The following is a 24,451-nucleotide window of genomic DNA, read 5'->3' as shown; positions in this document are numbered from 1 at the left end:
ACGAACCGAATGACCCGTCCTCATAACGCCGCCAGCAAAGCCTGCGACGAAGCATGCGCCCCGAACACCCCGCCCTGCATCGTGATCATCTTGAGCGCCGCGAGATGGTTGCCATGGTCGGTCGCCGCCGTGCAGTCCGACAGCAGCAGGCATTCGAAACCGCGGTCGTTGGCATCGCGCATGGTGGTGTGCACGCAGACGTCGGTGGTGATGCCCGCGAGGATCAGGTTCTCGATGCCGCGCGTGCGCAGGATCAGCTCGAGGTCGGTGGCATAGAACGAGCCCTTGCCGGGCTTGTCGATCACGGTCTCGCCGGGCAGCGGCGCGAGCTCGGGGATGATTTCCCAGCCCGGTTCGCCACGCACCAGGATGCGCCCGCAGGGACCGTCGTCGCCGATGCCCACGCCGTTGGCGCCGATCTGGCGCGAGCGCCAGCGCTTGTTGGCCGGCAGGTCGGCGAGATCGGGTCGGTGGCCCTCGCGCGTGTGGATCACGTGATAGCCCAGCGGCCGCAGTGCCGCGAGCGTGCGCGCGATCGGCTGGATCGGCGCCTGCACCAGCGACAGGTCGTAGCCCATCACGTCGACATAGCCGCCCTTGCCGCAGAAGTCGGTCTGCATGTCGATCACGATCAGCGCCGTGTTGTCGGGCCGAAGCTGGCCGTTGTAGGGCCAGGCGTAGGGCTCGGCCGCGACGTGGCGCTGCACGGCGGCGGTGTCGGTGGTGCTCATTGCTCGGGTCCTGCGTAGCTGCGTTCGGGCGGCGCGAAGCCGCAAGGCGTGCCGTCGGTCACCTTGACCTCGGCGCTCCAGGGCAGGCGATAGGTGCCCGCGGCCATGTCATGCATGTAGGTGTAGGGACAGTCCTGCGCCCCGCCCTTCACCGCCACGTAGCCGCGGTGGTAGAGCTGGTAGATGTTGTTCTCCACGCCCCAGCCGGTGCGCGCCTCGCGCACCAGGTCGGGCCGCAGCTCGGCCGTGACGATCTCGTCGACGCGGCCGCCGCCCTCGACCAGCACGGTGCCGTCGAAGCTGCAGAACATGCCCTCGCCCATCGAGTCGAAGCTGCCGTCGCTGCCGCTCAGGCACACGCTGGCCGTGTAGGCGAGGTTGCAGAAGGCGTTGGCCTGGTTGGTGATCTTCCAGGCATGGCGGATCGGCGCGGTGTAGCCGGCCGTGCGCAGGATGATCTCGGCGCCCTTGTACGCGGCCTCGCGCGCCATCTCGGGGAACATGCCGTCGTGGCAGATGATCAGCGCGAGCTTGCTGCCGTTGGGGCCGTCGCACACCGGCACGCCGAGGTTGCCGGGCTCCCAGGGCTCGACCGGCACCCACGGATGCAGCTTGCGGTAGTAGAGCCGGATCTCGCCCTGGTCATCGACGATCAGGCCGCTGTTGTAGGGGTTGCCGCGCGGGTTGGCTTCCATGATCGAGAAGCAGCCCCAGATGCGGTGCTCGATGCAGGCCCGCTGGAAGGCCGCGACCTCGGGGCCGTCGAGCGTGCACATGATCTCGGGGTTGGTGTCCATCGAGAGGCCGTGCAGCGCGTACTCGGGAAACACCACCAGGTCCATGGTCGACTGGTTGCGGCGCGCCTTGCCCACCAGCGCGCAGATGCGCGCGGTCTGGGCCGCGAGCTCGGCACGCGTCTTCACGTTCGGCAGCTGCAGCTGCACCAGGCCGACGACGACGCCGTTGGCCGATTTGTTGAGTCCGCCGAGGCCGCTCATGGGCGATGTCCTTGTGTGATGGGTTCTGTGGTCATGTCGAAGCTCAGTTCCTGGTGGCCGACAGCTCGCCAGGGCTGCCCGCGGCCGCGCTGCCGGGACGGCAGGTCAGCACCAGGATCGCCAGCGTGAGCACGTAGGGCACGGTGTTGAAGAGGTGGTAGCCCCAGCCGATGCCGATCGACTGCAGCGCCGGGCCGATGGCGCCCGCGCCACCGAAGAGGAAGGCCGCGCCCACGCAGCGCAGCGGGCTCCAGCGCGCGAAGATCACCAGCGCCACCGCGATCAGGCCCTGGCCGCTGGAGATGCCCTCGTTCCAGCTGCCCGGATAGAACAGCGTGAGCGAAGCGCCGCCGAGCCCCGCGATGAAGCCGCCCGCGGTGGTGGCCGCGATGCGCAGGCCCGACACCGAATAGCCGAGCGCGCGCGTGGCCTGCGCCGAATCGCCGGCCATGCGCACCAAGAGGCCGATGCGCGTGCGCGCGAAGCCCCACCACAGCAGCAGCGCGAGCGCCAGGCCCACCGGCACCAGCGCATTGAGCTGCAGCGCCGAGCGCACCACCGGGTTGTCGCTCCAGAAGCCCAGCGGGATCGCGGGAATCTGCGGCGCCTGCGGCTGGATCAGCGGCTTGCCGAGGTAGAACGCCAAGCCGGTACCCAGCAGCATCAGCGCGATGCCGGTGGCCACGTCGTTGACGCGGTCGAGCGAACACAACAGGCCGTGCAGCAGCGCGAGCGCCGCGCCCGCCGTGGCACCGATCAGCACGCCGAGCCAGGCCGAGTCTGTGAGGTAGGCACCGCCGAAGGCCGCCATGGCCGACAGCACCAGCACGCCCTCGAGGCCGAGGTTGATGCGGCCCGATTTCTCGGTGAGGCATTCGCCCAGGCTCACGAACAGGAAGGGCGCGCCCACGCGCAGCGCGCCGCCGACGATGCCGGCCACGAGCGCGATCCATTGGTCAGCGGTCATGCAACGGAACTCCTGTCGTAGCTCTTGGCCTCGGGCAGCATGCGGTCGCCGAACTTCTTCCAGTTGACCGTGCGCAGTCCCTCGCTCGCGAGGATCAGCACGAAGGCGATGCCCTGCAGCACCAGCACCGAGGCATCGGGCAGGCCGACGCGCCGCTGCAGCAGGCTGCCCGCGGCGCCGAAGCCGCCGAACAGGATCGCCACCGGCACGATGGCCGCGGGGTTGTGGCGCGCGATGAAGGAAACGAGGATGCCCGCGTAGCCGTAGCCCGCGATCAGCGAGGCGTTGGCGTTGGTGTGCACCGCCGCCACCTCGATCGCGCCGGCCACGCCCGCGCAGGCGCCGCCGAGGCCGCAGGCGCCGAGGATCAGCCGCGTGGCCGGCAGCCCGACGAGCTGCGCGGTGCGCGGGTTGCCGCCCACCACGCGCACCGAGAAGCCCGAGGGCGTGGCGCGCAGCCAGGCCGCGAGGCCCAGGCAGGCGACGATGCCGACCACCAGGCCCCAGTGCACGTCGGAGCCGCCGATGCCGCCGATCAGCAGGCCGTCGGGCAAGGTGTGGGTCGAGGGCTTGTTGAGGCTCGCGGGATCGCGCAGCGGCCCTTCGACCAGGTGCTTGAAGATGCCGATCGCGATGTAGGCCAGCAGCAGGCTGCTGATGGTCTCGTTGATGCCGCGGTACTGGCGTAGCCAGCCCGCGAGCATGATCCACAGCGCGCCGACCGCCGCGCCCGCGATGCACAGGAGCGTGATGCCGGCCACGCCCGAGGGCAGAGGCAGTGCATGCGCGAGCGCCGCGCAGGCCAGGCCGCCGAACACCAGCGCGCCCTCGCCGCCGATCACGATCAGCCCGGCGCGCGCGGGCAGCGCCACGCACAGGGCCGTGAGCATCAGCGGCGCCGCGCGCTGCAGCGTGTTCTGCCACGAGAACCAGTCGCCGAAGGCGCCCTTGAACAGCGTGGTCCAGACCTCCACCGGATCGACGCCCGCGAAGGCGACGACCAGGCCGAAGACCAGCAGCGCCGCCGCGATGGCGAAGACCGGGAGGGCGAATTCCTTGAGCGCGTTGCGCATGGCGATGCGATGGACGGCGCTGCGCTCAAACTGAGCCGAGCACGCCTTCGACCAGGTAGTTCATCTTCTCGAGCTCGAGGTCGGTCTGCTTGAGCACCTTGCCCGCGGGCACCACCACCGCGCCCTTGTTGTCCTTGATGCCGTCCTTGAAGATGTCGAAGGTGCCCGCGATCATTTTCGCCTTGATGTCGTCGGCCTGCTTCTTCGCGGCGTCCGGCACCATCGGGCCATAGGCCGACATCTTCACGTAGCCTTCCTTCAGGCCGCCGCGCAGGAAGTTGGGATGCGGCTTGCCGGTCTGCGCGGCCTCGATCGCGGTCTTGTAGGCGGTGAGCCAGTTCCACTCGGCGCCCGTGAGGTAGGCGTTCGGCGCGAGCTTGGCCTGGCTCGCGTGGTAGCCGCAGACCATCTTGCCGCGCTTGGCGGCCGTCTCGACCACCACCTTGGGGCCGTCCACGTGCATGGTGAACACGTCGCAGCCCTGGTCGGCCAGGCTGTTGGTGGCTTCGGCCTCCTTCACGGCCATCGACCAGTCGCCCGTGAAGATCACGCTGCAGGTGATGTTCGGCTTGACCGAGCGCGCGCCGAGCGTGAAGGCGTTGATGTTGCGCAGCACCTGCGGGATCGGCTTGGCCGCGACGAAGGCGATCTTGTTGCTCTTCGTCATGTGGGCGGCGATCACGCCGTTGAGGAACTGGCACTCGTCGATGTAGCCGAAGAAGCTGCCGACGTTCTTCGGGTGCTTGCCCTCGGTCCAGAGGCCGCCGCAGTGCGAGAAGCGCACGTCGGGGTTCTTGGGCGCGACGGCCAGGATGTGCGGATCGAAGTAGCCGAAGGAGGTCGGGAACAGCAGCTTGGCGCCGTCCTGCGCGATCATGCCCGACATGGTCTTCTGCACGGCCGCGGTCTCGGGCACGTTCTCCTCTTCCACCAGCTTGATGCCGGGCAGCTTCTTGATCTCGGCCGCGGCCTGCGCGTGCGCCTGGTTGTAGCCGTAGTCGTCGCGCGCGCCGACGTAGATCACGCCGACGGTGAGCGGCTTGGCCTGCGCGCGAGCGAAGGGGCTCAGCGCACCGAGGGTGCCGGCCGCGCCGAGGGCGGCCAGGGTCTTGAGGGAATCGCGGCGATTGGGTTGGCTCGTCATGCTGTGCTTTCGGGAGGGTGGAGGTGGGGGTGCAAGAAATGGGCCCTGCGTCGGAACGTGTACTCAGGCGCCGAGCAGGCTCACGTGCGCGGCGACCACGCGCCAGCCCTCGGCCGTGCGCATCCAGGTCTGGCTCTGGCGGCCGGTGCGTTCGCTGCCTTCGCGGCGGAACTCGCAATTGGCGGTCGCGAAGTCGCGGCCGTAGGTTGTGACGACGACGCGCAGCAGTTCGCGCGCGAGCCCCTGGGCGGGGCGCGAAGCGCGGAAGGCCTGGATCGCTTGGTAGCCGTAGAGGTTCTCGGTCGCGCCGTAGCGCAGCGTGGTCGGGCTGGCCCAGAACAGTTCGTCGAGCACCTCGACCTCGTTGTTCACCAGCGCGTGCTCGTAGCGCGCGAACACGGCCTCGACTTCGGCGAGCACGTCGGGCAGGTTGATCTCGGGAGTGGTCATGAAGCTGGGTTGTCCGTCGGTCGTCAAAGGGTGGCCACGGGCGCGCGCGCCACGCCCGCGTCCTCGAGCGCCGCGGCCACGCGCAGCGCGAGGTCTTCGCGCCAGGGCGCGGCGATCAGCTGCACGCCGATCGGCAGCCGCGCATGCGCGCCCCACACCGGCATGCTGCACACCGGCAGGCCGATGCACGAGATCGGCTGCGTCAGCAGCCCCATGTTGGGCCGCACCGGCAGGCTCTGGCCGTTGATCTCGAAGCGCTCGGCGCCCACCGGCGTGGCGGCGCTCGGCGTGGCGGGCGCGAGCAGCACGTCGAAGCGGCCGAACACCCGCGCCACCGCCTCGGCATAGGCGCGGCGCACGCGCTGGGCGCGCGCGATCCAGGCGGCCGGCAGCAGCGCGCCCGCGAGGAAGCGGTCGCGCGACAGCGGCTCGAAGTCGTGCGCGCGGCGGCGCAGGTCGTCGAGGTGCAGCGCCGCGCCTTCGGCGTTGGTGATCAGGAAGGCGGCCGCGCGGCCGGCCTCGACCAGCGGCAGCTCGACGCTGGCGTGCGCGGCCAGCGCATCGGCCACGCGGTCGACCGCGGCGTTGGCCTCGGCGCCGGCGTTGGCGCGGAAGTAGCCGCCGAGCACGCCGATGCGCAAACCCTGCGTGCCGCGCACCAGCAGCGGCGCCACCGGTTCGACCGCGCGCTGCGTGCAGCCGGGGTCGCGCCGCCCGGCGGGATCCTCCGGCCCCTGCATCGCGTCGTAGGCCAGCGCGAGGTCGCGCGCCGAGCGCGCGAAGGGCCCGAGGTGGTCGAGGCTGGAAACGAAGGGATAGCTGCCGCTGCGCGGCAGCCGACCGAAGGTGGGCTTGAGGCCGAACACGCCGCACAGCGAGGCCGGCACGCGGATCGAGCCGTTGGTGTCCGAGCCCAGCGTGAGCGCGACCTGCCCCGCGGCCACGGACGCGCCCGAGCCGCCCGAGGAACCGCCCGCGATGCACGAGAGGTCGTGCGGATTGCGCGTCGGGCCCTCGTGGCTGTTCTCGGTGGTGAAGCCGTAGGCGTACTCGTCCATGTTGAGCGCGCCGACCAGCACCGCGCCCGCGCGCTCGAGCCGGCGCACCAGCAGCGCGTCGGCATTCGCGGGCGCGGCCTCGCGCTCGATCTTCGAGCCGGCCAGCGTGGCGATGCCCGCGATGTCGAACAGGTTCTTGACCGCGAAGGGCACGCCGAGCAGCGGCAGTTCGCGCGTGCGCTCGGCCGTGGCCGAAGCCAGCGAGGCATCGACCTGCGCGGCGCGGCGCAGCGCGCGTTCGCGCAGCACGGCGGTGAAGGCGTTGACGCGGCCGTCCGTGGCCTCGATGCGCGCGAGGCTGGCTTCGACCAGCGCGCCGGCGCTGACCTCGCCGCGGCGCACCGCCTCGGCCATGGCGCTCGCGTCGCTGGCGATCAGGCTGGCGGTGTTCATCGGCCGGCCTCCGAAGCCGAAGCCGGTGCCACGGGAACGAACTGCACCGCCGCCTCGTCGTGCACCGACAGCGGCACCGCCTCGACGGTGGCCGCGAAGCCGGCCGCGAGCGCGAAGTAGCGCAGCACGCCCTCGCGGTGCGCGGGCGAGAGCGGGAGGCCGAGCGCGGCCGCGGCCGCGTCGACATGGCGTTCGATCTGTTCGGGCGTCATCGCGTCGTCCCCTTTCAACGGCGCACTTCGCGCTGGAAGATGTCGAGGCTGAGCTTCTTCATCGCGACGAAGCTCTCGGTGCTCAGGGTCTCGACTGTGCGCGGGCGCGCATCGCCATAGCGCAGGATCTCGGCCACCTTGGTCGGGCGCTTGGTCAGCAGCAGCACCTCGTCGGCCAGGTACACGGCCTCCTCGAGGTCGTGCGAGACCAGCAGCATGGTGGTGCCGGTCTGCATGAACACCTCCTGCAGCTTCTCGCGGATGAACAAGGTCATCTCGAAATCGAGCGCCGAGAAGGGCTCGTCGAGGAACAGCACCTCGGGGTTCGGCGCGAGCGCGCGCATGATCGACGCGGTCTGCTGCTGGCCGCCCGAGAGCTCGTAGGGAAAGCGATTGAGGTCGAACTTGACGTCGAAGGAAGCGACCAGCTCCTCCATGCGGCGATCGACCTCGGCCTTGCTGCGGCCCTCGAGCTTCAGCGGATAGGCGATGTTGTCGATGGTGCGCATCCACGGGAACATCGCCTCGCGGTAGTTCTGGAACACGTAGCCGATCTTGGTGTCCTTGCGTTGCTTGCCGTCGAACAGGATCTCGCCGCTGTCGATGGGGATCAGCCCCGCGATCATGTTGATCAGCGTGGACTTGCCGCAGCCGTTGGGACCGAACACCGAGACGATGCGGTGCTTGGGGATGTCGAGGTCGAAGTTCTCGTACAGCGGCCAGCCCGCGAAGTACTTGGTGAGGCCGCGGATGGTGATGTGGGTGCCGGCCGGGCCGGGCTTGAACACCGGCTTGGGCACGTCGGCATACACCGGGCCGTTGACGACGATGTCGGGCGTGGCTTTCATCGGCCGCTCCAGTGAACGATGCGGCGCTCGGCCACGAGGAAGAGGATGTTGAGCACGTAGCCCAGCGCGCCGGCCGCGAGGATGGCTGCATACATGCTCTTGACGTTGAGCACCTGCTGCGCATCGATGATGCGGTGGCCCAGGCCGTTGTCGGAGCCGATGAACATCTCGGCCACGATCACGATCACCAGCGCCATCGAGACCGCCGAGCGCAGGCCCACGAAGCTGGGCTGCAGGCTCTCCCACACCAGCACGTCCTTGAAGATCTGCCAGCGCGAGGCGCCCATCACGCGCGCCGCCATCACGCGCTGCTTGCGCGCGTTGATCACGCCGTAGGCGCTGTTGAACACCACGATCAGCAGCGCGCCGAAGGCCGCGATCGCCACCTTGTTGATGTCGGACACGCCGAAGATCAGCAGGAACAGCGGGATCAGTGCCGACGAGGGCGTGGAGCGGAAGAAGTCGATCAGGAACTCGACGCTGCGGTAGGCGCGTTCGTTGCTGCCCAGCAGCACGCCCAGCGGCATGCCGACGACGGCGGCGATCGCGAAGGCCTGCACGGTGCGCCACACGGTGACGGCGAAGTCGAGCAGCAGCGGCCCGCCGGCCAGGCCGGTGATGAGCGCGGCCACGGTGTCGGCCGGCGAGGGCAGCAGGATCGGCTTGATGAAGCCGAGCCGCACCACCAGGTCCCAGACGATGAACAGGACGACCGGCCCGATGGCCGGCAGCCAGCGCTCCCAGGCGGGCGCCTTCGGTGCCGCGGAGGCGGCGGCGTTGCCCGCGGGCGGCGCCCACGGGGAGGCGGTAGTGCTGCTGTCGGCCATGGCGTCAGGCCTTGTAGAGCAGGCCGTCCACCAGGACCTTCTTCTCGAAGATCCCCTTCTCGGTGAACAGGTCGTAGAACTTCTGGAAGTAGGCGACGTCGCTGGGCTTGAACTCGTTGTAGAGCATGTACGAGGCCAGCGGCACCTCGGCCGTGAGCTTGCCCTCGATGGCGGTGTAGCCCTTCATGTACTGGCGCGCCTCGTCGGGCTGGCTGCGCACCAGCTCGACGCCGCGCGCATAGGCGGCGATGTACTTCTTCGCGGCGTCGGGGTTCTTCTTGAGGAATTCGGTCGTGAGGCTGGCGGCGCCGCCGTGCCACGGCGCCATCGGGTCGCCGAGGATGTAGCGCGCGACCACGCCGGCCTCGAGCACGCGCGTGGTGCCGTTCATGCGGCCCACGGTGCCGGTGGGCTCGAGCGTGTAGCAGGCGTCGACCTGCCCCGCCACCAGCGCGGCCACGTGCTGGCCGATCGGCAGCTCGCTGACCGACACGCCCTTGGCGCCCGCGCGCTCGAGCATGGTCTTGCACAGCGTGACGTTCTGGATGCCCGGGCCCGAGGCCACCTTCTTGCCCGCGAGCTCGGCCATGGCCTTGATCGGGCTGTCCTTGGCGACGATGAACTCGTCGAGCACGAACTTCGCGTTGCTCGGGTTGGTGCAGAAGATCTTGAACAGGCCCGGCTGCGCGATCTCGCCGATCGCGAGGTTGGCCGAGCCGGTGCCGTTGGCGCTGCCGTCGCAGCGGCCCGCGAGCATGGCTTCCATCACCTGCTGCGCGCCCGCGAACTTCTGCGGTTCCACGTCGAGCCCCGCCTCCTTGAAGAAGCCGCGCTCGACCGCCGCGAAGAAGGGCAGGCCCGCGGCCACCGGCCAGAAGCCGACGCGGATCTTCGGTGCCGCCTGGGCGCGCACGATCGCCGGCGCGGCGAGCACCGCGAGGCCGGCGGCGCCGGCCTGCAGCAACTGTCGGCGCGAGGCGGTGGAAGGGAAGTCGGAGATGGACATGGAAGACTCCTCGGTCGGGGTTCGAAGACAACAGGGATTCAGGCGGCGCGGCTCGCGAGGTAGGCGCGCCAGCCGCCATGGCGCGTGACCTCTTCGGCGCCGGCCAGCGCATGGCCCTCGCAGATGAAGCCGTGCACCCAGCGGCCGTCGGCCAGCTCGACGCTGCCCAGGCCCAGCGGCGCGGGGATCAGCGCGAGGAAGCCGCCGACCTCGGCCAGCGGCAGGTCCCACACCTCGAGCGCGATCGCGGCGCCGCCCTCGGCGCTGCGCTGCAGGCCGGGCTTGGGCGGCACGGTGCCGGGCAGTGCGTACAGGCGGTAGCGCGGCGCGGTCTGGATGGCTTCGCGCAGCACTGCACCGCGCTCGGTGAGCTGGCCGTTGAGCGGCATGCCGCTGAGGTGCGCGCCGACCACCGCGATCGGCAGCGTGGCGGCCTGCGCCGGCGCGAGGCCACGGATCGGCCGCGGCGCGGGCAGCGGCTCGCCGGTCGCGCCCTGCGCGAGGCCGGTGGCATGGTGGTAGCGCTGGCCCAGCTCGGCCAGCGCGAGGTCGCTGCCGCAGCGGCCGATCAGCGTGATGCCGAAGGGCAGGCCGTCGGGCCGCAGGCTGCTGGGCACCGAGAGCGCGGCGTAGTCGAGCAGGTTGACGAAGTTGGTGTAGGCGCCGAGGTTGCGGTTGAGCGCCACCGGGTCGGCGCGCATCGCGTCGCGCGTGTAGTGCGTGGGCGCGGTGGGCACCAGCAGCACGTCGATGTCGCGCCACATCGGCTCGGCCTGCTGCGCGAGCGCGCGCAGCCGGGTCTGGGCCTCGAACACGTCGGCCGCGTTGTAGCCGCGGCCCTGCGCGAGGATGCCGCGCACGGGCTCGACGACCTCGGCCTCGTGGCGGTCGAAGAAGGCGCGCACCGCCGCATAGCGCTCGGCCACCAGCGCGCTGTCGTAGAGCAGCGCGGCGGCCTCGGCCAGCGGCGCGAAGGGCACGGTGACGGCCGTGCCGCCCAGCGCCTCGAGGCGGCGGCGCGCGTCGGCGAAGGCGGCCTCGGCGAGCGTGTCGCCGAAGAAGGCGAGGCGGTCGGGCACGCCGAAGCGGAAGGCGGCGGGCAAGGGTTCGGCATCGAGCGCGATGTCGCGTGAATAGGGATCGCGCGCATCGAAGCCGAGCGCGGCCTGCAGCACCTCGACCGCGAGCGCGACGGTGCGCGCGAAGATCGAGACGCAGTCGACGCTCTGCGCGGCCGGCACCACGCCGGCGGTGCTCAGCAGCCCGCGCGAGGGCTTGAGGCCGACGATGTTGTTGAGCCCCGCGGGCACGCGGCCCGAGCCGGCCGTGTCGGTGCCGAGCGCGAAGTCGGCCTCGCCGGTGGCGACCACGCGGGCCGAGCCCGAGCTCGAGCCGCCCGAGACATAGCGTGCATCGAAGGCATTGCCGACCTCGCCATAGGGCGAGCGCGTGCCGTTGAGGCCGCAGGCGAACTGGTCGAGGTTGGTCTTGCCGAGCAGCGACGCACCGGCATCGAGCAGCCGCTGCACCACAGCCGCATGGGCCGCCGGCAGGCGGTCGAAGGCCGGGCAGGCGGCGGTGGTGGGCACGCCGGCGACGTCGATGTTGTCCTTGACGGCGAAGCGCAGGCCCGCGAGCGGGGCGGGGGCGGCGGTGGAAGCGGGCGTGGCTTCCCGCGTGTCGTCGTTCTCGCGCGTCAGCGGCTGCGCGAAACGCAGGATCCACGCCGCGGCGGCCGGGTCTTTCTCGTCATGCACCATGATCAGGCATCCAAACTTGTGTACAAGTCGAGATGCAAGCGGCGTGCCAGCGCGCGCGGGCCGCTGCCGACGCGCCTATGGCATCAGCCGCTCAAGTATTTATGTATGGCTCCCTCCCCCGCTGGGGGAGGGTTGGGGTGGGGGCGCCGAGCCTTGCAACAGCGCTGACCGTGTCCACCGCCCGGAGCCCCCATCCCGGCCTTCCCCCAGAGGGGGAAGGAGGAAGACAGGGCGCTCAGCTCTTCTTGGCGTCCCGGTACAGGTTCTCCACCTTCGGCAGATTCGCCTGCAGCTTCGCGATCCGGTCCGGCCCGCTCGGATGGGTGGAGAGGAAGCTCAGCCCGCCCTGGTTCTTCGAGGCCGCGGCCATCTTGTTCCACAGCGACACCGAGGCCTTCGGGTCGTAGCCGGCGCGCGCCGCGAGTTCCAGGCCGACGAGGTCGGCCTCGGTCTCGTCGCCGCGGCTGAACTTGAGCGTGAGCAGCTGGGTGCCCGCGCGCGCCGCGAGGTCGCCGACCTGCCCCAGGCCGAGCAGCTGCGCACCGATCGAGAGCGCGGCGCCGGTGCCCGCGCTCTTGGCCATGCGGGCGCGCGCATGCTCGCGCAGCGCATGGGCCATCTCGTGGCCCATCACCATCGCGACCTCGTCGTCGGTGAGCTTGAGCTGGTCGAGGATGCCGGTGAAGAAGGCGATCTTGCCGCCCGGCAGGCAGAAGGCGTTGATCTGCTTGCTGCCGATCAGGTTGACCTCCCACTTCCATTGCCGCGCGCGGCTGTTCCAGGGCGTGGCGAAGGGGATCAGCCGGTTGGCGATGGCGCGCAGCCGCTGCAGCTGCGGATTGCCGTCTCCCGCGAGCGCGTTCTTGGCGCGCGCCTGCTGCAGCAGCTCGCCGTACTGCTGGCCGCCCGCGGCCTCGATGCGGTCGGCCGGCACCAGGTTGCGCGCCACCGAGGCATTGCCGACGTCGACCTGCGCCAGCGCCGGCCCGCTCAATGCCGCGCCGGCCGCGGCCAGCAGGAAGGCGCGCCGCGGCTGCCAGGCCGAGGCATGGGAGGGGACCGGGGCGGAGCGATCGCAGCGTGTGCACATATGGGGCCGGATGATAGGAACAAATGAAGACGCCTTGGTGGATGACCCGGCCGCCGGCAGGCGCGGCGCTCATGGACAATCGCCCCCACATGTCTTCCGTCCCGCCCGCCGAATCCACCGCCGCCGGTTCGCCGCCCTGGCGCGACGCCCTGAAGGTCTACCTAGAACCCGCCACCCTGCGCATGCTGGCGCTGGGCTTCTCGGCCGGGCTGCCGCTGCTGCTGGTGCTGGGCACGCTGAGCTTCCGGCTGCGCGAGGCCGGCATCGACCGCGCCACCATCGGCTACCTGAGCTGGGTCGGCCTGGCCTACGGCTTCAAATGGGTTTGGGCGCCGCTGGTCGACCGGCTGCCGCTGCCGCCGCTGACCACGCTGCTCGGGCGCCGGCGCGGCTGGCTGCTGCTGGCGCAGGGGATGGTGATCGCGGGGCTGGTCGGCATGGCGGTCAACGATCCGCGCCAGGGGCTCATGCCGATGATCTGGTGCGCGCTGCTGGTGGCCTTCGGCTCGGCCACGCAGGACATCGCGCTCGACGCCTTCCGCATCGAGTCGGCCGAAACCCGCAAGCAGGCGGCGCTGGCCGCGGCCTACCAGACCGGCTACCGGCTCGCGATGATCTGGGCCGGGGCGGGGGTGCTGTGGGTGGCGGCCTGGGCCGAGGTCGCGCCGGCCGCGGCAGCGGTGGGCGCGGCTGCCGGCGCGGCCTACCAGAACGGCGCCTGGAAGACGGCCTATCTCGTGATGGCCGGCTCCATGTTCGTGGGCGTGCTCACGGTGCTGCTGTCGCCCGAGCCCGCAAAGCGCTCGCTGTCGGCGCCGCGCAATGCCGCCGAGTGGCTGCGCGACGTGCTGGTCGAGCCCTTCGCCGACTTCATCCGCCGCTACAAGTGGCAGGCGGTGCTGATCCTGTCGCTGATCGCGATCTACCGCATCAGCGACGTGGTGATGGGCATCATGGCCAACCCCTTCTACGTCGACATGGGCTTCACCAAGGACGAGGTGGCCACGGTCAGCAAGATCTACGGCGTGGTCATGACGCTGGTGGGCGCCTTCGTCGGCGGCGTGCTGTCGATGCGCCTGGGCGTGATGCGGGTGCTGATGCTGGGCGCGGTGCTCAGCGCGGCGAGCAACCTGCTGTTCGCCTGGCTGGCCTCGCGCGGCCACGACCTGACGGCGCTGATCGCCGTGGTCTCGGCCGACAACCTCGCGGGCGGCATCGCCTCGGCGGCCTTCATCGCCTACCTCTCGAGCCTCACGAACATCAGCTACTCGGCCACGCAGTACGCGCTGTTCAGCTCGCTGATGCTGCTGCTGCCGAAGTTCATCGCCGGCTACTCGGGCGTGTTCGTCGACGCCTACGGCTACAGCACCTTCTTCTATGCGACCGCCCTGCTCGGCGTGCCGGTGCTGGTGCTGGTGGCGCTGGCCTCGCGCACGCTGGCGGCGAGTCCGGACAGCGGGAAATCCTGACCCGGCCCCATAGGAAACCGCCGACACGGCCCCACCCCCGCAACTGGTAGGCTTTGCGCTGCTTTCCCCAGACCCGACCACAAGAACTACTCCTCCAACCGCGTCACCGCCCAGCCACGCCCACACCGTGCCCGCCCGCATTCCCCCCCTCCAGATCAGCGCCTACACGGCCACCTCGGCCGTCGGCGTCGGCAAGGAGCCGCTTGCCGAAGCGCTCGAACATTCGCGCAGCGGCCTGCGCGCCAACGACTTCGGCCCCGCGCCGCTGCCGACCTGGATCGGCCGCGTCGACGGCCTCGAAGAGATCCGCCTGCCCGAGGCCTTCGCGCGCTGGGACTGCCGCAACAACCGGCTGGCCTGGCTCGGCCTGCAGGCCGACGGCTTCCTCGAGGCGGTGGCCGCGGCGCGCGGGCGCCATGGCGCGGCGCGCATCGCGCTGATCCTCGGCACCTCGACCTCGAGCATCGGCGAGACCGAGCTGGCCTACACCCAGCTCGACGCCGACGGCCATTTCCCGCCCGCGCAGCGCCGTCCGGCGGTGCACACGCCGCATTCGCTCGCGATGTTCGTGCAGGAAGTGCTGGGCCTCGAGGGGCCGAGCGAGACCATCTCCACCGCCTGCTCATCGAGCGCCAAGGTGTTCGCCTCGGCCGAGCGGCTGATCCGCCTGGGCCTGGTCGACGCGGCCGTGGTCGGCGGCGTCGACACGCTGTGCGGCAGCGTGCTGTTCGGCTTCAACTCGCTCGAGCTGGTGTCGGGCGGGCCCTGCCGGCCCTTCGATCCGGACCGCGACGGCATCAGCCTGGGCGAGGCCGCGGGCTTCGCGCTGCTCGAGCGCGCCGATGCGTCTTCCGGCTCGGGGCTGCAGTTGCTGGGCTACGGCGAGGCCAGCGACGCGCACCACATGTCGACGCCGCATCCCGAGGGCCTGGGCGCCGAGCGCGCGCTCGACGAGGCACTGGCGCGCGCCGGCCTCGCGCCCGAGGCGATCGACTACATCAACATGCACGGCACCGCGAGCCAGAAGAACGACGAGGTCGAGGGCGCGCTGGTGGCGCGCCGCTTCCCGGCGCGCACGCATGCGAGTTCGACCAAGGGCTTCACGGGCCACACGCTGGGCGCCGCGGGCATCGTCGAGGCGGTGATCAGCCTGCTGGCGATCGAGCGCGGCCTGATGCCGGGCACGGTCAACTCGGCCGCGCTCGACCCGGGCTTCGGCCCGCAGATCCGGCTCGCGCCGGCGCACGGCGAGGTGCGCTACGCGCTCTCCAATTCCTTCGGCTTCGGTGGCAACAACTGCGCGCTGGTGTTCGGCAGGGCGGCGCAGGCATGAGCACCACACCGACGATCTACATCGAGGGACCCGCCTTCTGGGCCCCCACCCTGCCCGGCTGGGAGGCTGCGCGCGCGGCCTTCCGCGGCGAGGGCGCGCTCACCGATCCGCCGGCCAAGCGCCCGGCGCCGCAGGTGCTGGCCCCGGCCGAGCGCCGCCGCGCGCCCGACACCGTGGCGCTGGCGCTCGAGGTGGCGGCCGCCGCCATCGCCGGCTCGGGCCGACAGGCCGCCGACCTGCCCTGCGTGTTCGTCTCGGCGCACGGCGACCTGTCGATCAACGACTACATGTGCAGCACGCTCGCCACCGATCCCTCGGTGCTGTCGCCCACGCGCTTCCACAACTCGGTGCACAACGCCGCCGTCGGCTACTGGACCATCGGCACCGGCTGCATGGCCGCGAGCAATTCGATCTCGGCCTACGACAGCAGCTTCGGCGCGGCCCTGCTCGAGGCCGCGGCGCAGTGCGCGGCCGACCGCGAGGCGGTGCTGCTGGTGGGCTACGACGCGCCCGCCTCCGGCCCGCTGGCGGCCGTGACGGGCAGCCAGGGCCAGCTCGCGCTGGCGCTGGTGCTGGCGCCCGAGCCCACCGAACGCACGGTGGCGGCGCTCGACTGGTCGCTGGCCAGCGACGGCGCGGCCGGCACGGCGCCCACGTCCGAGGCGGCGAAAACGCTCGCGCAGGTCAACCCGATGGCGCAGGCGCTCGGCCTGTTCGAGGCGCTGGCGCGGCTCGACGGCCGCACCGATGCGCCGGTGACGCTGCCCCTGTCCTCCACCCTCTCGCTGAGACTGCTGCTGCGGCCCGGCGGGCATTGACGGAAAACCCCGAATGAAGCCGACCGCCCCTCGTTACGACGCAGTGATCATGGGTGGCGGTCTGGCAGGGCTCACGCTCGCGCTGCAGCTGCGCCAGCGCTTCGACGACCTCTCGGTGCTGGTGCTCGAGCGCCGCGCGCACCCGGTGCCGCATGCGGCGCACAAGGTGGGCGAATCGTCGGTCGAGATCGGCGCCCACTACTTCGACACGGTGCTGGGCCTGAAACCGCACTTCGAGAGCGCGCAGCTGCGCAAGTTCGGCTTCCGCTTCTTCTTCAGCGAGGGCCGGCGCGACATCGACGGCGTGACCGAGATCGGCGCCAGCCGCTACCTGTCGGTGCCCAGCTACCAGATCGACCGCGGCATCCTCGAGAACTACCTCGCGCAGGAGGCCGCGCGCCACGGCGTGCACTTCGCCGACGACGCCTTCGTGCGCCGCATCGAGCTGGCCGAGGACGGCGCCACCCACCACCGGCTGCAGTGGACCCAGGGCGGCGAAACCCGCGACACCGAGGCGCGCTGGCTGATCGACGCCTGCGGGCGCGCCGGCCTGCTCAAGCGCAAGCTGGGGCTGGCGCAGCCCAACGACCACGACGTGAACGCCGTGTGGTTCCGCATCGGCGAGCGCATCACCATCGACCACTGGAGCGACGACGAGGCCTGGCGCGCGCGCTGCGATCCGCAGGCGCGCTGGCTGTCGACCAACCACCTGGTGGGCGCGGGCTACTGGGTGTGGCTGATCCCGCTGGCCTCGGGCTCGCACTCGGTGGGCATCGTGGCCGACCAGAAGCTGCATCCGCTGGCCACCATCGACAGCTTCGACAAGGCCATGGCCTGGTTCGCGACCTACCAGCCGCGGCTTTACGAGGCGCTCGACGGCAAGCGCCACCTGCTGCAGGACTTCGCGTTCCTGCGCCACTTCTCGTACGGCTGCAAGCAGGTGTTCTCGGACCGACGCTGGGCGCTGACCGGCGAGGCCGGCCTGTTCCTCGACCCCTTCTATTCGCCGGGCAGCGACTTCATCGCGATCGGCAACACCTACATCACCGACCTGATCGCGCACGACCGGCGCGGCCGCTCGATCGAGGCGCGCGCGCAGCTCTACGACCAGATCTACCACTCGTTCTACGAGAGCACGCTGGCGCTCTACCAGGACCAGTACCCGCTGTTCGGCGATCCCGAGGTACTGCCGGTGAAGGTGATCTGGGACTATGCCTACTACTGGGGCGTGCTGTCGCAGATCTTCTTCCAGGGCCGGCTCACCGACCTGGCGCTGCTGGGCAGCGTGCGCGACGAGCTGCAGCACTGCCAGCGCCTCAACCTCGCGGTGCAGGCGCTGCTGCGCGCCTGGTCGGGCGCGAGCGAGAAGCGCAACCGCGCGGCGATGCTCGACCAGGCCGCGATGCCGTGGTTCGCCGAGCTCAACCGCAGCCTCAACGACCGGCTCGACGACGCGGCCTTCAAGGCGCGCATCCGGGCCTCGACCGCGCAGCTGCGCCGGCTGGCCGGCGAGATCCTCGCGCGGGCGCGCGACTGCGACCCGGCGCTCGAGGCCGTCGCGCTCGAGGCCCTGCTCGCGCAGCCCGAATACCGCGGCGCGGAGCGGCTTTCGGCGGCCTCGCAGGACGACGGCGCTATGCTTTTCGCAGTGCCGGCCGGTTGACACCGCGGCACCAGGTTTACCCAACTTTACGGAGCGTTCAAGCCAGCTTGCTCCCGGTGGAACACCATGAAGCGCATGAGCACCCCCCAACTCCTGATGATCGAAGACGACCAGCGCCTGGCGCAGATGGTCGGCGAATACCTCACCCAGTCGGGCTTCGGCTTCAACCATGCCGGCGACGGCGCCAGCGGCCTCGAGCAGCTGCAGCAGCACGCGCCCGACCTCGTCATCCTCGACCTGATGCTGCCCGACACCGACGGCCTCGAGGTCTGCCGCCGCATCCGCGCGCTGCCGGGCGCGATCTCCAAGGTGTCGGTGCTGATGCTGACCGCCAAGGGCGACCCGATGGACCGCATCATCGGCCTGGAGATCGGCGCCGACGACTACCTGCCCAAGCCCTTCGAGCCGCGCGAGCTGCTGGCGCGCATCCGCGCCGTGCTGCGCCGCCGCGGCGAGAGCAGCACCGAGGCCGAGGCGGCGTCGATGATGCGTTTCGGCACGCTCGAGATCGACCGCAACGCGCGCACCGTCTCGGTGGCCGGCCAGGTGGCCGACCTCACCTCCTACCAGTTCGACCTGCTGGTCGCGATGGCCGAGCGCGCGGGCCGGGTGCTCACGCGCGACCAGATCATGGAAGCCGTGCGCGGCCGCGAGCTCGAGGCCTTCGACCGCTCGATCGACGTGCACATGGGCCGCATCCGCGCGGCGATCGAGGTCGACGCGAAGAATCCCAAGCGCATCCTCACGGTCCGCGGCGTGGGCTACGTGTTCGCCAAGCAGCAGGACTGAACGGCCGACGGGTGATTTCCGTCCCGCTCGTGGCACCTCTCCAGAAAAAGCGGCCGGCCCCGGCCGCCGCACTCCCCACCTCCCCATGATCAATCTGTACTCCCGCCACCTCTACGTGCGCATCTGGCTCGCGGTGGTCGGCGGCGTGGTGATCCTCACGCTGATGGCCAACTGGATCGTGCGCGTGGCGGCCGAGGCCGAGCGCGAACGGCTGGCGCCGGTGCCGCGCGAGGTGGTGGTGCTCGACGCGCAGGACAAGCAGATCGGCGCCGGCAAGGCATTGCGCGTGCCGGGCCAGGGGCTGGAATTCGACGTGACGCTCAGCGACGGCAAGGAGATCACGCTGCGCGTGGCGCCGCGCGAGCGCGCCACCGGCACCAGCGGCTTCGCGCCCTGGCGCACGCCCTTCGGCCTGGGCTGGATGATCGCGCTGGTCGGCGTGGCGGTGGCGCTCGGCGTCTATCCGATCGTGCGCCGGCTCACCAAGCGGCTCGAGACGCTGCAGCGCGGCGTGCAGCGTTGGGGCGAGGGCGATCTGTCGGTGCGCGTCACCGAGGAAGGGCAGGACGAAGTGGCCGATCTCTCCAAGCGCTTCAATGCATCGGCGGTGCGCATCGAGCAGCTGGTGCGCTCGCACAAGTCGCTGCTGGCGAATGCCTCGCACGAGCTGCGCTCGCCGCTGACCCGCATCCGCATGAGCCTGGAACTCATGGGCGACCAGCCGAGCCCCGCGGCGCGCGCCGAGATCTCGCGCAACATCGCCGAGCTCGACCAGCTGATCGACGAGATCCTGCTGGCCAGCCGGCTCGACGCCAGCGAGGCCGACATGGGCACCATCGAGGCGGTCGACCTGACCGGCCTGGCCGCCGAGGAATGCGCGCGCGTCGACGCCGAGCTCGACCTGGTGGCAGGCACCGACAACGCAGCGCTGACCGTGCCGGGCGTCTCGCGGCTGCTGCGCCGCGTGATCCGCAATCTGCTCGAGAACGCGCGCCGCTACGGCGCCGGCGAGATCTCGGTGGAACTCGGCAGCACCGACGGCCAGGCCACGGTGCGCGTGAACGACCGCGGCCCGGGCGTGCCGGCCGCGCTGCGCGAGCGCATCTTCGAGCCCTTCTATCGGCTGCCGGGCGCGAGCGAGCGCAACGGCGGCGTCGGCCTCGGGCTGGCGCTGGTCAAGTCGATCACCGAGCGCCACGGCGGCACGGTGCGCTGCGAGGACCGGCCCGGCGGCGGCGCGAGCTTCGTGATCCGGCTGCCGCGCGGCTGAAGCACGGCGCGGCCAAGCCCCGCGCGCCCCGGGGTGAAGTCAGGTTGCGCCGGAATCCGGCCCCCTAGAATTCGCGCCCTATGCAGAGATCGCACATCGTCCGGCCCGCGGCCATGTTCTGGGGGCTCGCGGTGTACATGCCGGTCGGCGTCACCTACCTCTCGGCCCTGCTGCTGCTGGTCGCCCTGCTGGTCGCGGGCAGCGGCCGCGAACGCATCGCGCGGCTGCGCGCCAATCCGCTGTGGTGGCCGGTCGTGGCCTATGTGGCCTGGACCCTGATCGTGCTGGCCATCCGGCCGCACTACCCCGAGACCCCCTCGAACCTGGTGCACGGGCTGCGCATCGCGGCCACGCTGCTGATGGCGATGGCGCTCGCGCGCGACGAGGCGATGTGGGCGCTGCGCGGCTTCCTGCTGATCTCGGCGCTCAACCTGCTGCTGGTGGTGGTGTTCTACGCGGTCGGCGGCTTCCACATCTGGGCGCCGCTGCGCGGCGTGGTGATGGAGGTCGGCAACAAGTCGATCAGCAATGCGCTGCTGTTCAGCGTGGTGGCATCCACGGCGGCGGTCTGGGGCCTGTCGCAGATCGCGGCGCATCGGCCGCTGCGCGCGCTGCCGGCCTTCGGGCTGGTGCTGCTGCTGATGGCGGTGGTGGCGCTGCCGCTGACCTCGCGCACCTCGGTACTGGCGCTGCTGCTGGTGCTGCCGCTGGTGTGCATCCACCAGTGGCGCAGCCACCTGAAGGCGCTGTCGGCGGCGCTGATCGTGGGCGCCGTGGTGCTGGGTGCGGGCCTCTATCAGCTGCCGCAGCTGCAGCAGAAGGTCGAGGTCGGCATCCAGGAGATCGAGAAGGCGCAGGCCGGCGAGATCTTCCACGGCAGCATGGTCATCCGCTACTTCATGTACCGCGACACCGGCCGCATGATCGCCGACCGGCCGCTCACCGGCTGGGGCATCGGCGGCTGGACCGAGCAGTGGCACCAGCGCGGCCCCGCGCTGTTCGCCGACTCGAACATGCCGCACAACGACTTCCTCTGGATGGGCGCGCAGGGCGGCCTGCCGGGCCTCTTGAGCCTGCTCGCGATCATGGTCGCGGCCGTCTGGCAGGCCTGGAAGCGGCCCGACATCGCGGGCCGCTATGCGCTGGCCGCGACCCTGATCGCGCTGATCGCTTCCTGCGTGAACTCGGCGCTGCGCGACGCGCAGATCGGGCTGGCGCTGCTGTGGATCGCGATGGTCTACCTGCGGCTGGCGCAGGAGCGGCAGGACCCCGAGCCCTGGCGCGACCTCTGGCCGGGCCGGCGGATCGGCAGCGAATCCGAGGCCTCGAAGCGCGCGGCGGCACCGGGCTGACTACGAAATTCCGGCACTAGACGACTGGTCTAATCGGCGCTAGAGTCCGGCGCCATGACTGCCGTCGCCACGCCTCCCGACGTTCGCCGCCACATCCTCGACGTGGCGCATCCGCTGTTGCTGCGCAAGGGCTTCACGGCCGTCGGGCTGGCCGAGGTGCTGAGCCTGGCCAAGGTGCCGAAGGGCTCGTTCTATCACTACTTCGGCTCGAAGGAGTCCTTCGGCGAGGCCGTGCTCGAGGCCTATTTCAGCGACTACCTCGCGCGCACCGACGCCCTGCTGGCCGAGTCGGGCACGGGCGCGCAGCAGCTGGTCGCCTACTTCCAGGATTGGCTCGACTCGCAGACCGGCGACGACGCCCAGAGCCGCTGCCTCGTGGTGAAGCTGGGCGCCGAGGTCTGCGACCTGTCCGAGACCATGCGCGCGGCGCTGGACCGCGGCATCCGCCAGATCACCGACCGGCTCGCGCGCTGCATCGAGACCGGCCGGGGCGACGGCTCGCTGCCGGCCGCCGAAACTGTCGATCCCGCGCAGAGCCAGGCCGTTTCGCTCTACCAGAGCTGGCTCGGCGCCAGCCTGCTCGCGAAGATCGCGCGCGACCGCGCACCGCTCGACCGCACCATGGCCGGCACCCGGCAGGCGCTGGGTCTGGCGCCCGTTCCCACCCCGGTCGGCTGAGAGGCGGGACGACCGATGTCGCTCCCGCCTTTTTTGCGGCCCTTTTCTAGACGACCGGTCTAATTACCTGCCAGGTCATCGCCTTTCCACCACCCAGGAGCCCCTGCCCATGCCCCAAAGCGACACCGTCAACCGCCGCCTCGTCCTCGCCGCTCGCCCGCGCGGACTGCCGACGCCCGCGCACTTCCGCCTCGAGGAGAGCGCCGTGCCCGCGCCCGCCGAGGGCCAGGTGCTGCTGCGCACGCTGTACCTCTCGCTCGACCCCTACATGCGCCAGCTGATGGACGAGGTCGCGCCGATCTACGCGGCCTCGGTGCCGCTGGGCCAGCCGATGGTGGGCGGCACGGTCAACCGCGTCGTGGCCTCGAGGCATCCGCGATTCAGCGCCGGCGAGCTCGTGCTCGGCAATGCCGGCTGGCAGGACTACGCGCTGTCCGACGGCCAGGACCTGATGCCGCTGGGCGACATGGCGCGGCCCTCGCTCGCGCTCGGCGCGCTCGGCATGCCGGCCTTCACCGCCCATGTCGGCCTGCTCGACATCGGCCAGCCCAGGCCCGGCGAGACCGTGGTCGTGGCCGCGGCCACCGGCGCGGTCGGCGCGATGGTCGGGCAGATCGCCCGGCTGAAGGGCGCGCGCGTGGTCGGCATCGCGGGCGGGGCGGACAAATGCCGCCACGCGGTCGAGGTGCTGGGCTTCGACGCCTGCCTCGATCGCCACGATCCCGCGCTGGCCGAGCGCCTCGTCGCGGCCTGCCCCAAAGGCATCGACGTCTATTTCGAGAACGTCGGCGGACCGGTGTTCGACGCGGTGCTGCCGCTGCTCAACATCGGCGCGCGCGTGCCGGTCTGCGGCCATATCGCCGACTACAACGCCGACGGCGAAACCCAGGGGACGAACCGCCTGCCGCTGCTGATGGCCTCGCTGCTGCAGAAGCGCATCCGCATGCAGGGCTTCGTCATCCTCGACCACTACGGCGACCGCTTCGAGGCCTTCCGCCGCGAGATGGGCGACTGGATCGAACGCGGCGAGGTCCGGCCGATGGAAGACATCGTCGAGGGCCTGGAGCACGCGCCGGCCGGCTTCATCGGCCTGCTGCAGGGGCGCAACTTCGGCAAGCGCGTGGTGCGCGTGGCCGACGAGACCTAGTTCGAGAACAGCGCCCTGATGCGCGCGTCGTGCGCCTCGATGTTCGGCGCGTGCGCCGGATCGAGCGTGCGCAGGAAGGCCGCGTTGGCCTGCGCCTGCGCATCCAGCTGCGCATCGTGCGTCTCGGCCGCCCGCTCGATCGCGGCGGCGGCCTCGAAGACCTCGAACTCGGGGTAGTAGTAGCCCACCTCGCGGAGGAACGGCGAGTTGTGCACCAGCGCGTAGTTGCCGTAGAGCGCCTCGTACAGCAGGTAGTTGAGCCCGTTCTCCCACTGATGCGACACCACGATGTCGGTGTGGTGCGCGGCCCATTCGACGAAGGGCGCGCGCGGGTCGGCCGTGGCCTTGCCGTCCTGCACCATGCGCAGGCCCAGCGCGATGTGCTTGAAGGCCGTGTTCTCCTTCTTGTCGAAGGTGTTCGTCATGTACACGTGCTGCACGAGCTCGGGCCGCCGCACATGGCATTCGTTGGCCGCCAGCATCGGGATCAGCGAGCTCTTGACCACGTTGAGGTTCGGCTCGAAGAAGGCGATGCGCTTGGCCCGGCCCTGGTTGCGGTAGCCGAAGCGTGCCTTGAGCTCGGCGTTGGCCGCGAGGCTCCGGTCGAGGAAGTACGGCGACCACACGTGCGGCAGCACGTGCGCCGGCGCGCGGTACACGGCCTCGAAGTAGCTCTTGCAGGTGTGGGCGTGCTGCGGGTTGGTCCAGAGCTCGTCGAACTGCACGCGGTGCGGGTTCGGCAGCCAGGGATTGGCCTGGAAGTTGATGGTCTCGACCGCCACCACGTAGTCGTTGCCGAAGCGGTACGACACGCAGTGCCCGCCGCGCTGGCGCACCGCCTCGACGTGCGTCGGGTGCACCAGCGCATTCATCTCGATCAGCAGGTCGGTCTGGTGGACCACCGCCGAGAGCGGCCGCAGCGCGCCGGCCAGTTCGCCGAGCATCATGCCCTCTGCATAGGCGGCGACGCCGTCGCCGTGCACCAGCCAGACCTCGCCCACCAGCGGCGAGCGCTTCAGCAGCATGTAGAGGTACACGCAGTGCTGGTTGGCGCCGTTGAACCAGATCGATTGCCGTGCATCGGCCCGGATCTCCATCGTGATCGCGACGTTGATCTTCATGGATGTTCCGGGCCTCCCCCGGTCTCTTTTTCTAAGGTTGCGTCAGTGCCGCGCCGACACCACCTCGCCGGCCTTGAGCCGGTAGGTGGTGCCGCAGTACGGGCACCTGGCCTCGCCGGTGCGCGCCACGTCCAGGTAGACCTTGGGGTGGCTGTTCCAGAGCTTCATGTCGGCCTTGGGGCTGGGGCAGAACACGCCGCCCTGGTGGTTGAGCTCCTTCGCGAGGAGTTCGACGACTGCAGTGGTGGACATGT

At 70.7% G+C, this 24,451-nt stretch carries 24 protein-coding genes; 9 read left to right on the top strand and 15 right to left on the bottom strand.

The features are described from left to right. Positions 1 to 20: 20 nt before the first annotated feature. The 13 genes from BM109_RS15480 to BM109_RS15420 all read right to left on the bottom strand — a co-directional run bounded on the left by BM109_RS15480 (position 21) and on the right by BM109_RS15420 (position 12,557). Positions 21 to 731, bottom strand: a complete 711-nt coding sequence (locus BM109_RS15480; protein WP_093344045.1) for a biuret amidohydrolase — start codon at positions 729 to 731, stop codon at positions 21 to 23. Beyond that, the gene (locus BM109_RS15475; protein WP_093344044.1) at positions 728 to 1,729 is read right to left on the bottom strand and encodes a formamidase; all 1,002 of its coding nucleotides are present in this window, start codon (positions 1,727 to 1,729) and stop codon (positions 728 to 730) included. The genes BM109_RS15480 and BM109_RS15475 overlap by 4 nt, the downstream gene beginning before the upstream one ends. Positions 1,730 to 1,772: 43 nt before the next feature. Next, positions 1,773 to 2,696 (bottom strand): ABC transporter permease, encoded by a 924-nt coding sequence (locus BM109_RS15470; RefSeq protein ID WP_057592790.1) that lies wholly within the window; start codon positions 2,694 to 2,696, stop codon positions 1,773 to 1,775. Further along, on the bottom strand, positions 2,693 to 3,769 hold the full coding sequence (locus BM109_RS15465) for an ABC transporter permease (protein ID WP_093344042.1): 1,077 nt from the start codon (positions 3,767 to 3,769) through the stop codon (positions 2,693 to 2,695). Before BM109_RS15465 ends, BM109_RS15470 begins: the two co-directional genes overlap by 4 nt. 25 nt (positions 3,770 to 3,794) lie before the next feature. Next, complete coding sequence (locus tag BM109_RS15460) at positions 3,795 to 4,913, bottom strand: BMP family ABC transporter substrate-binding protein (protein ID WP_093344041.1); 1,119 nt, start codon at positions 4,911 to 4,913, stop codon at positions 3,795 to 3,797. A 63-nt stretch (positions 4,914 to 4,976) separates the two neighbouring features. Next, complete coding sequence (gene hpxZ, locus BM109_RS15455) at positions 4,977 to 5,363, bottom strand: oxalurate catabolism protein HpxZ (RefSeq protein ID WP_093344039.1); 387 nt, start codon at positions 5,361 to 5,363, stop codon at positions 4,977 to 4,979. Positions 5,364 to 5,386: 23 nt separating this feature from the next. Beyond that, positions 5,387 to 6,814, bottom strand: a complete 1,428-nt coding sequence (locus tag BM109_RS15450) for an AtzE family amidohydrolase (RefSeq protein WP_093344037.1) — start codon at positions 6,812 to 6,814, stop codon at positions 5,387 to 5,389. Further along, complete coding sequence (locus BM109_RS15445; protein WP_093344036.1) at positions 6,811 to 7,026, bottom strand: DUF4089 domain-containing protein; 216 nt, start codon at positions 7,024 to 7,026, stop codon at positions 6,811 to 6,813. The genes BM109_RS15450 and BM109_RS15445 overlap by 4 nt, the downstream gene beginning before the upstream one ends. A 14-nt stretch (positions 7,027 to 7,040) precedes the next feature. After that, positions 7,041 to 7,874 (bottom strand): ABC transporter ATP-binding protein, encoded by an 834-nt coding sequence (locus BM109_RS15440; RefSeq protein WP_093344034.1) that lies wholly within the window; start codon positions 7,872 to 7,874, stop codon positions 7,041 to 7,043. Further along, positions 7,871 to 8,701, bottom strand: coding sequence for an ABC transporter permease (locus BM109_RS15435; RefSeq protein WP_093344033.1), 831 nt, complete (start codon positions 8,699 to 8,701; stop codon positions 7,871 to 7,873). Before BM109_RS15435 ends, BM109_RS15440 begins: the two co-directional genes overlap by 4 nt. Positions 8,702 to 8,705: 4 nt before the next feature. Further along, the gene (locus BM109_RS15430) at positions 8,706 to 9,707 is read right to left on the bottom strand and encodes an ABC transporter substrate-binding protein (RefSeq protein ID WP_093344031.1); all 1,002 of its coding nucleotides are present in this window, start codon (positions 9,705 to 9,707) and stop codon (positions 8,706 to 8,708) included. Positions 9,708 to 9,745: 38 nt separating this feature from the next. After that, positions 9,746 to 11,467, bottom strand: a complete 1,722-nt coding sequence (gene atzF / locus BM109_RS15425) for an allophanate hydrolase (protein WP_177239352.1) — start codon at positions 11,465 to 11,467, stop codon at positions 9,746 to 9,748. A 235-nt stretch (positions 11,468 to 11,702) separates the two neighbouring features. Further along, on the bottom strand, positions 11,703 to 12,557 hold the full coding sequence (locus tag BM109_RS15420; RefSeq protein WP_093344029.1) for a M48 family metallopeptidase: 855 nt from the start codon (positions 12,555 to 12,557) through the stop codon (positions 11,703 to 11,705). An 89-nt stretch (positions 12,558 to 12,646) separates the two neighbouring features. Between BM109_RS15420 and BM109_RS15415 the strand changes: the two genes are divergently transcribed. From BM109_RS15415 to BM109_RS15375, 9 genes are all read left to right on the top strand, one after another. Next, positions 12,647 to 14,026, top strand: a complete 1,380-nt coding sequence (locus tag BM109_RS15415) for an AmpG family muropeptide MFS transporter (protein ID WP_256222594.1) — start codon at positions 12,647 to 12,649, stop codon at positions 14,024 to 14,026. A 127-nt stretch (positions 14,027 to 14,153) separates the two neighbouring features. Then, positions 14,154 to 15,359: a beta-ketoacyl-[acyl-carrier-protein] synthase family protein gene (locus tag BM109_RS15410; RefSeq protein WP_177239351.1), complete on the top strand. Its 1,206-nt coding sequence runs from the start codon at positions 14,154 to 14,156 to the stop codon at positions 15,357 to 15,359. Next, complete coding sequence (locus BM109_RS15405) at positions 15,356 to 16,177, top strand: beta-ketoacyl synthase chain length factor (RefSeq protein ID WP_093344027.1); 822 nt, start codon at positions 15,356 to 15,358, stop codon at positions 16,175 to 16,177. Before BM109_RS15410 ends, BM109_RS15405 begins: the two co-directional genes overlap by 4 nt. 13 nt (positions 16,178 to 16,190) lie before the next feature. Then, a complete protein-coding gene (locus BM109_RS15400; RefSeq protein ID WP_256222593.1) occupies positions 16,191 to 17,840 on the top strand; it encodes an NAD(P)/FAD-dependent oxidoreductase in 1,650 nt (549 codons plus the stop codon). A 66-nt stretch (positions 17,841 to 17,906) separates the two neighbouring features. Continuing rightward, the gene (locus BM109_RS15395) at positions 17,907 to 18,629 is read left to right on the top strand and encodes a response regulator transcription factor (protein ID WP_093344026.1); all 723 of its coding nucleotides are present in this window, start codon (positions 17,907 to 17,909) and stop codon (positions 18,627 to 18,629) included. A gap of 85 nt (positions 18,630 to 18,714) precedes the next feature. Next, positions 18,715 to 19,899, top strand: coding sequence for an ATP-binding protein (locus BM109_RS15390; RefSeq protein ID WP_093344025.1), 1,185 nt, complete (start codon positions 18,715 to 18,717; stop codon positions 19,897 to 19,899). An 80-nt stretch (positions 19,900 to 19,979) separates the two neighbouring features. Further along, on the top strand, positions 19,980 to 21,251 hold the full coding sequence (locus BM109_RS15385) for an O-antigen ligase family protein (protein WP_093344023.1): 1,272 nt from the start codon (positions 19,980 to 19,982) through the stop codon (positions 21,249 to 21,251). A 54-nt stretch (positions 21,252 to 21,305) separates the two neighbouring features. Then, complete coding sequence (locus BM109_RS15380; protein WP_093344022.1) at positions 21,306 to 21,929, top strand: TetR/AcrR family transcriptional regulator; 624 nt, start codon at positions 21,306 to 21,308, stop codon at positions 21,927 to 21,929. Positions 21,930 to 22,038: 109 nt separating this feature from the next. After that, positions 22,039 to 23,076, top strand: coding sequence for an NADP-dependent oxidoreductase (locus tag BM109_RS15375; protein ID WP_093344020.1), 1,038 nt, complete (start codon positions 22,039 to 22,041; stop codon positions 23,074 to 23,076). Here the strand turns inward: BM109_RS15375 and BM109_RS15370 are convergent. Both BM109_RS15370 and BM109_RS15365 read right to left on the bottom strand, forming a co-directional pair. Next, positions 23,073 to 24,197, bottom strand: coding sequence for a DUF2827 family protein (locus BM109_RS15370; RefSeq protein WP_093344019.1), 1,125 nt, complete (start codon positions 24,195 to 24,197; stop codon positions 23,073 to 23,075). The two genes, BM109_RS15375 and BM109_RS15370, sit on opposite strands and share 4 nt — an antisense overlap. A 42-nt stretch (positions 24,198 to 24,239) precedes the next feature. Beyond that, on the bottom strand, positions 24,240 to 24,449 hold the full coding sequence (locus BM109_RS15365; RefSeq protein ID WP_057592770.1) for a zinc-finger domain-containing protein: 210 nt from the start codon (positions 24,447 to 24,449) through the stop codon (positions 24,240 to 24,242). Positions 24,450 to 24,451: the final 2 nt, after the last annotated feature.

The sequence above is a fragment of the Variovorax sp. PDC80 genome, assembly GCF_900115375.1.
Taxonomy (GTDB): domain Bacteria; phylum Pseudomonadota; class Gammaproteobacteria; order Burkholderiales; family Burkholderiaceae_C; genus Variovorax.
The sequence above is the reverse complement of the archived record's forward strand: the minus strand, read 5'-3'. Positions and strand labels throughout refer to the sequence as shown.

Bases quoted from the DNA above. Each gene is read 5' to 3' on its own strand.
- BM109_RS15390 (WP_093344025.1), top strand. From the start codon at position 18,715: ATGATCAATCTGTACTCCCGCCACCTCTACGTGCGCATCTGGCTCGCG.
- BM109_RS15405 (WP_093344027.1), top strand. From the start codon at position 15,356: ATGAGCACCACACCGACGATCTACATCGAGGGACCCGCCTTCTGGGCC.
- BM109_RS15370 (WP_093344019.1), bottom strand. From the start codon at position 24,197: ATGAAGATCAACGTCGCGATCACGATGGAGATCCGGGCCGATGCACGG.
- BM109_RS15450 (WP_093344037.1), bottom strand. From the start codon at position 6,814: ATGAACACCGCCAGCCTGATCGCCAGCGACGCGAGCGCCATGGCCGAG.
- BM109_RS15380 (WP_093344022.1), top strand. From the start codon at position 21,306: ATGACTGCCGTCGCCACGCCTCCCGACGTTCGCCGCCACATCCTCGAC.
- BM109_RS15415 (WP_256222594.1), top strand. From the start codon at position 12,647: ATGTCTTCCGTCCCGCCCGCCGAATCCACCGCCGCCGGTTCGCCGCCC.
- BM109_RS15470 (WP_057592790.1), bottom strand. From the start codon at position 2,696: ATGACCGCTGACCAATGGATCGCGCTCGTGGCCGGCATCGTCGGCGGC.
- BM109_RS15385 (WP_093344023.1), top strand. From the start codon at position 19,980: ATGCAGAGATCGCACATCGTCCGGCCCGCGGCCATGTTCTGGGGGCTC.
- BM109_RS15430 (WP_093344031.1), bottom strand. From the start codon at position 9,707: ATGTCCATCTCCGACTTCCCTTCCACCGCCTCGCGCCGACAGTTGCTG.
- atzF (WP_177239352.1), bottom strand. From the start codon at position 11,467: ATGGTGCATGACGAGAAAGACCCGGCCGCCGCGGCGTGGATCCTGCGT.
- BM109_RS15445 (WP_093344036.1), bottom strand. From the start codon at position 7,026: ATGACGCCCGAACAGATCGAACGCCATGTCGACGCGGCCGCGGCCGCG.
- BM109_RS15420 (WP_093344029.1), bottom strand. From the start codon at position 12,557: ATGTGCACACGCTGCGATCGCTCCGCCCCGGTCCCCTCCCATGCCTCG.
- BM109_RS15475 (WP_093344044.1), bottom strand. From the start codon at position 1,729: ATGAGCGGCCTCGGCGGACTCAACAAATCGGCCAACGGCGTCGTCGTC.
- BM109_RS15395 (WP_093344026.1), top strand. From the start codon at position 17,907: ATGAAGCGCATGAGCACCCCCCAACTCCTGATGATCGAAGACGACCAG.
- BM109_RS15375 (WP_093344020.1), top strand. From the start codon at position 22,039: ATGCCCCAAAGCGACACCGTCAACCGCCGCCTCGTCCTCGCCGCTCGC.
- BM109_RS15480 (WP_093344045.1), bottom strand. From the start codon at position 731: ATGAGCACCACCGACACCGCCGCCGTGCAGCGCCACGTCGCGGCCGAG.
- BM109_RS15465 (WP_093344042.1), bottom strand. From the start codon at position 3,769: ATGCGCAACGCGCTCAAGGAATTCGCCCTCCCGGTCTTCGCCATCGCG.
- BM109_RS15365 (WP_057592770.1), bottom strand. From the start codon at position 24,449: ATGTCCACCACTGCAGTCGTCGAACTCCTCGCGAAGGAGCTCAACCAC.
- BM109_RS15460 (WP_093344041.1), bottom strand. From the start codon at position 4,913: ATGACGAGCCAACCCAATCGCCGCGATTCCCTCAAGACCCTGGCCGCC.
- BM109_RS15400 (WP_256222593.1), top strand. From the start codon at position 16,191: ATGAAGCCGACCGCCCCTCGTTACGACGCAGTGATCATGGGTGGCGGT.
- BM109_RS15435 (WP_093344033.1), bottom strand. From the start codon at position 8,701: ATGGCCGACAGCAGCACTACCGCCTCCCCGTGGGCGCCGCCCGCGGGC.
- hpxZ (WP_093344039.1), bottom strand. From the start codon at position 5,363: ATGACCACTCCCGAGATCAACCTGCCCGACGTGCTCGCCGAAGTCGAG.
- BM109_RS15440 (WP_093344034.1), bottom strand. From the start codon at position 7,874: ATGAAAGCCACGCCCGACATCGTCGTCAACGGCCCGGTGTATGCCGAC.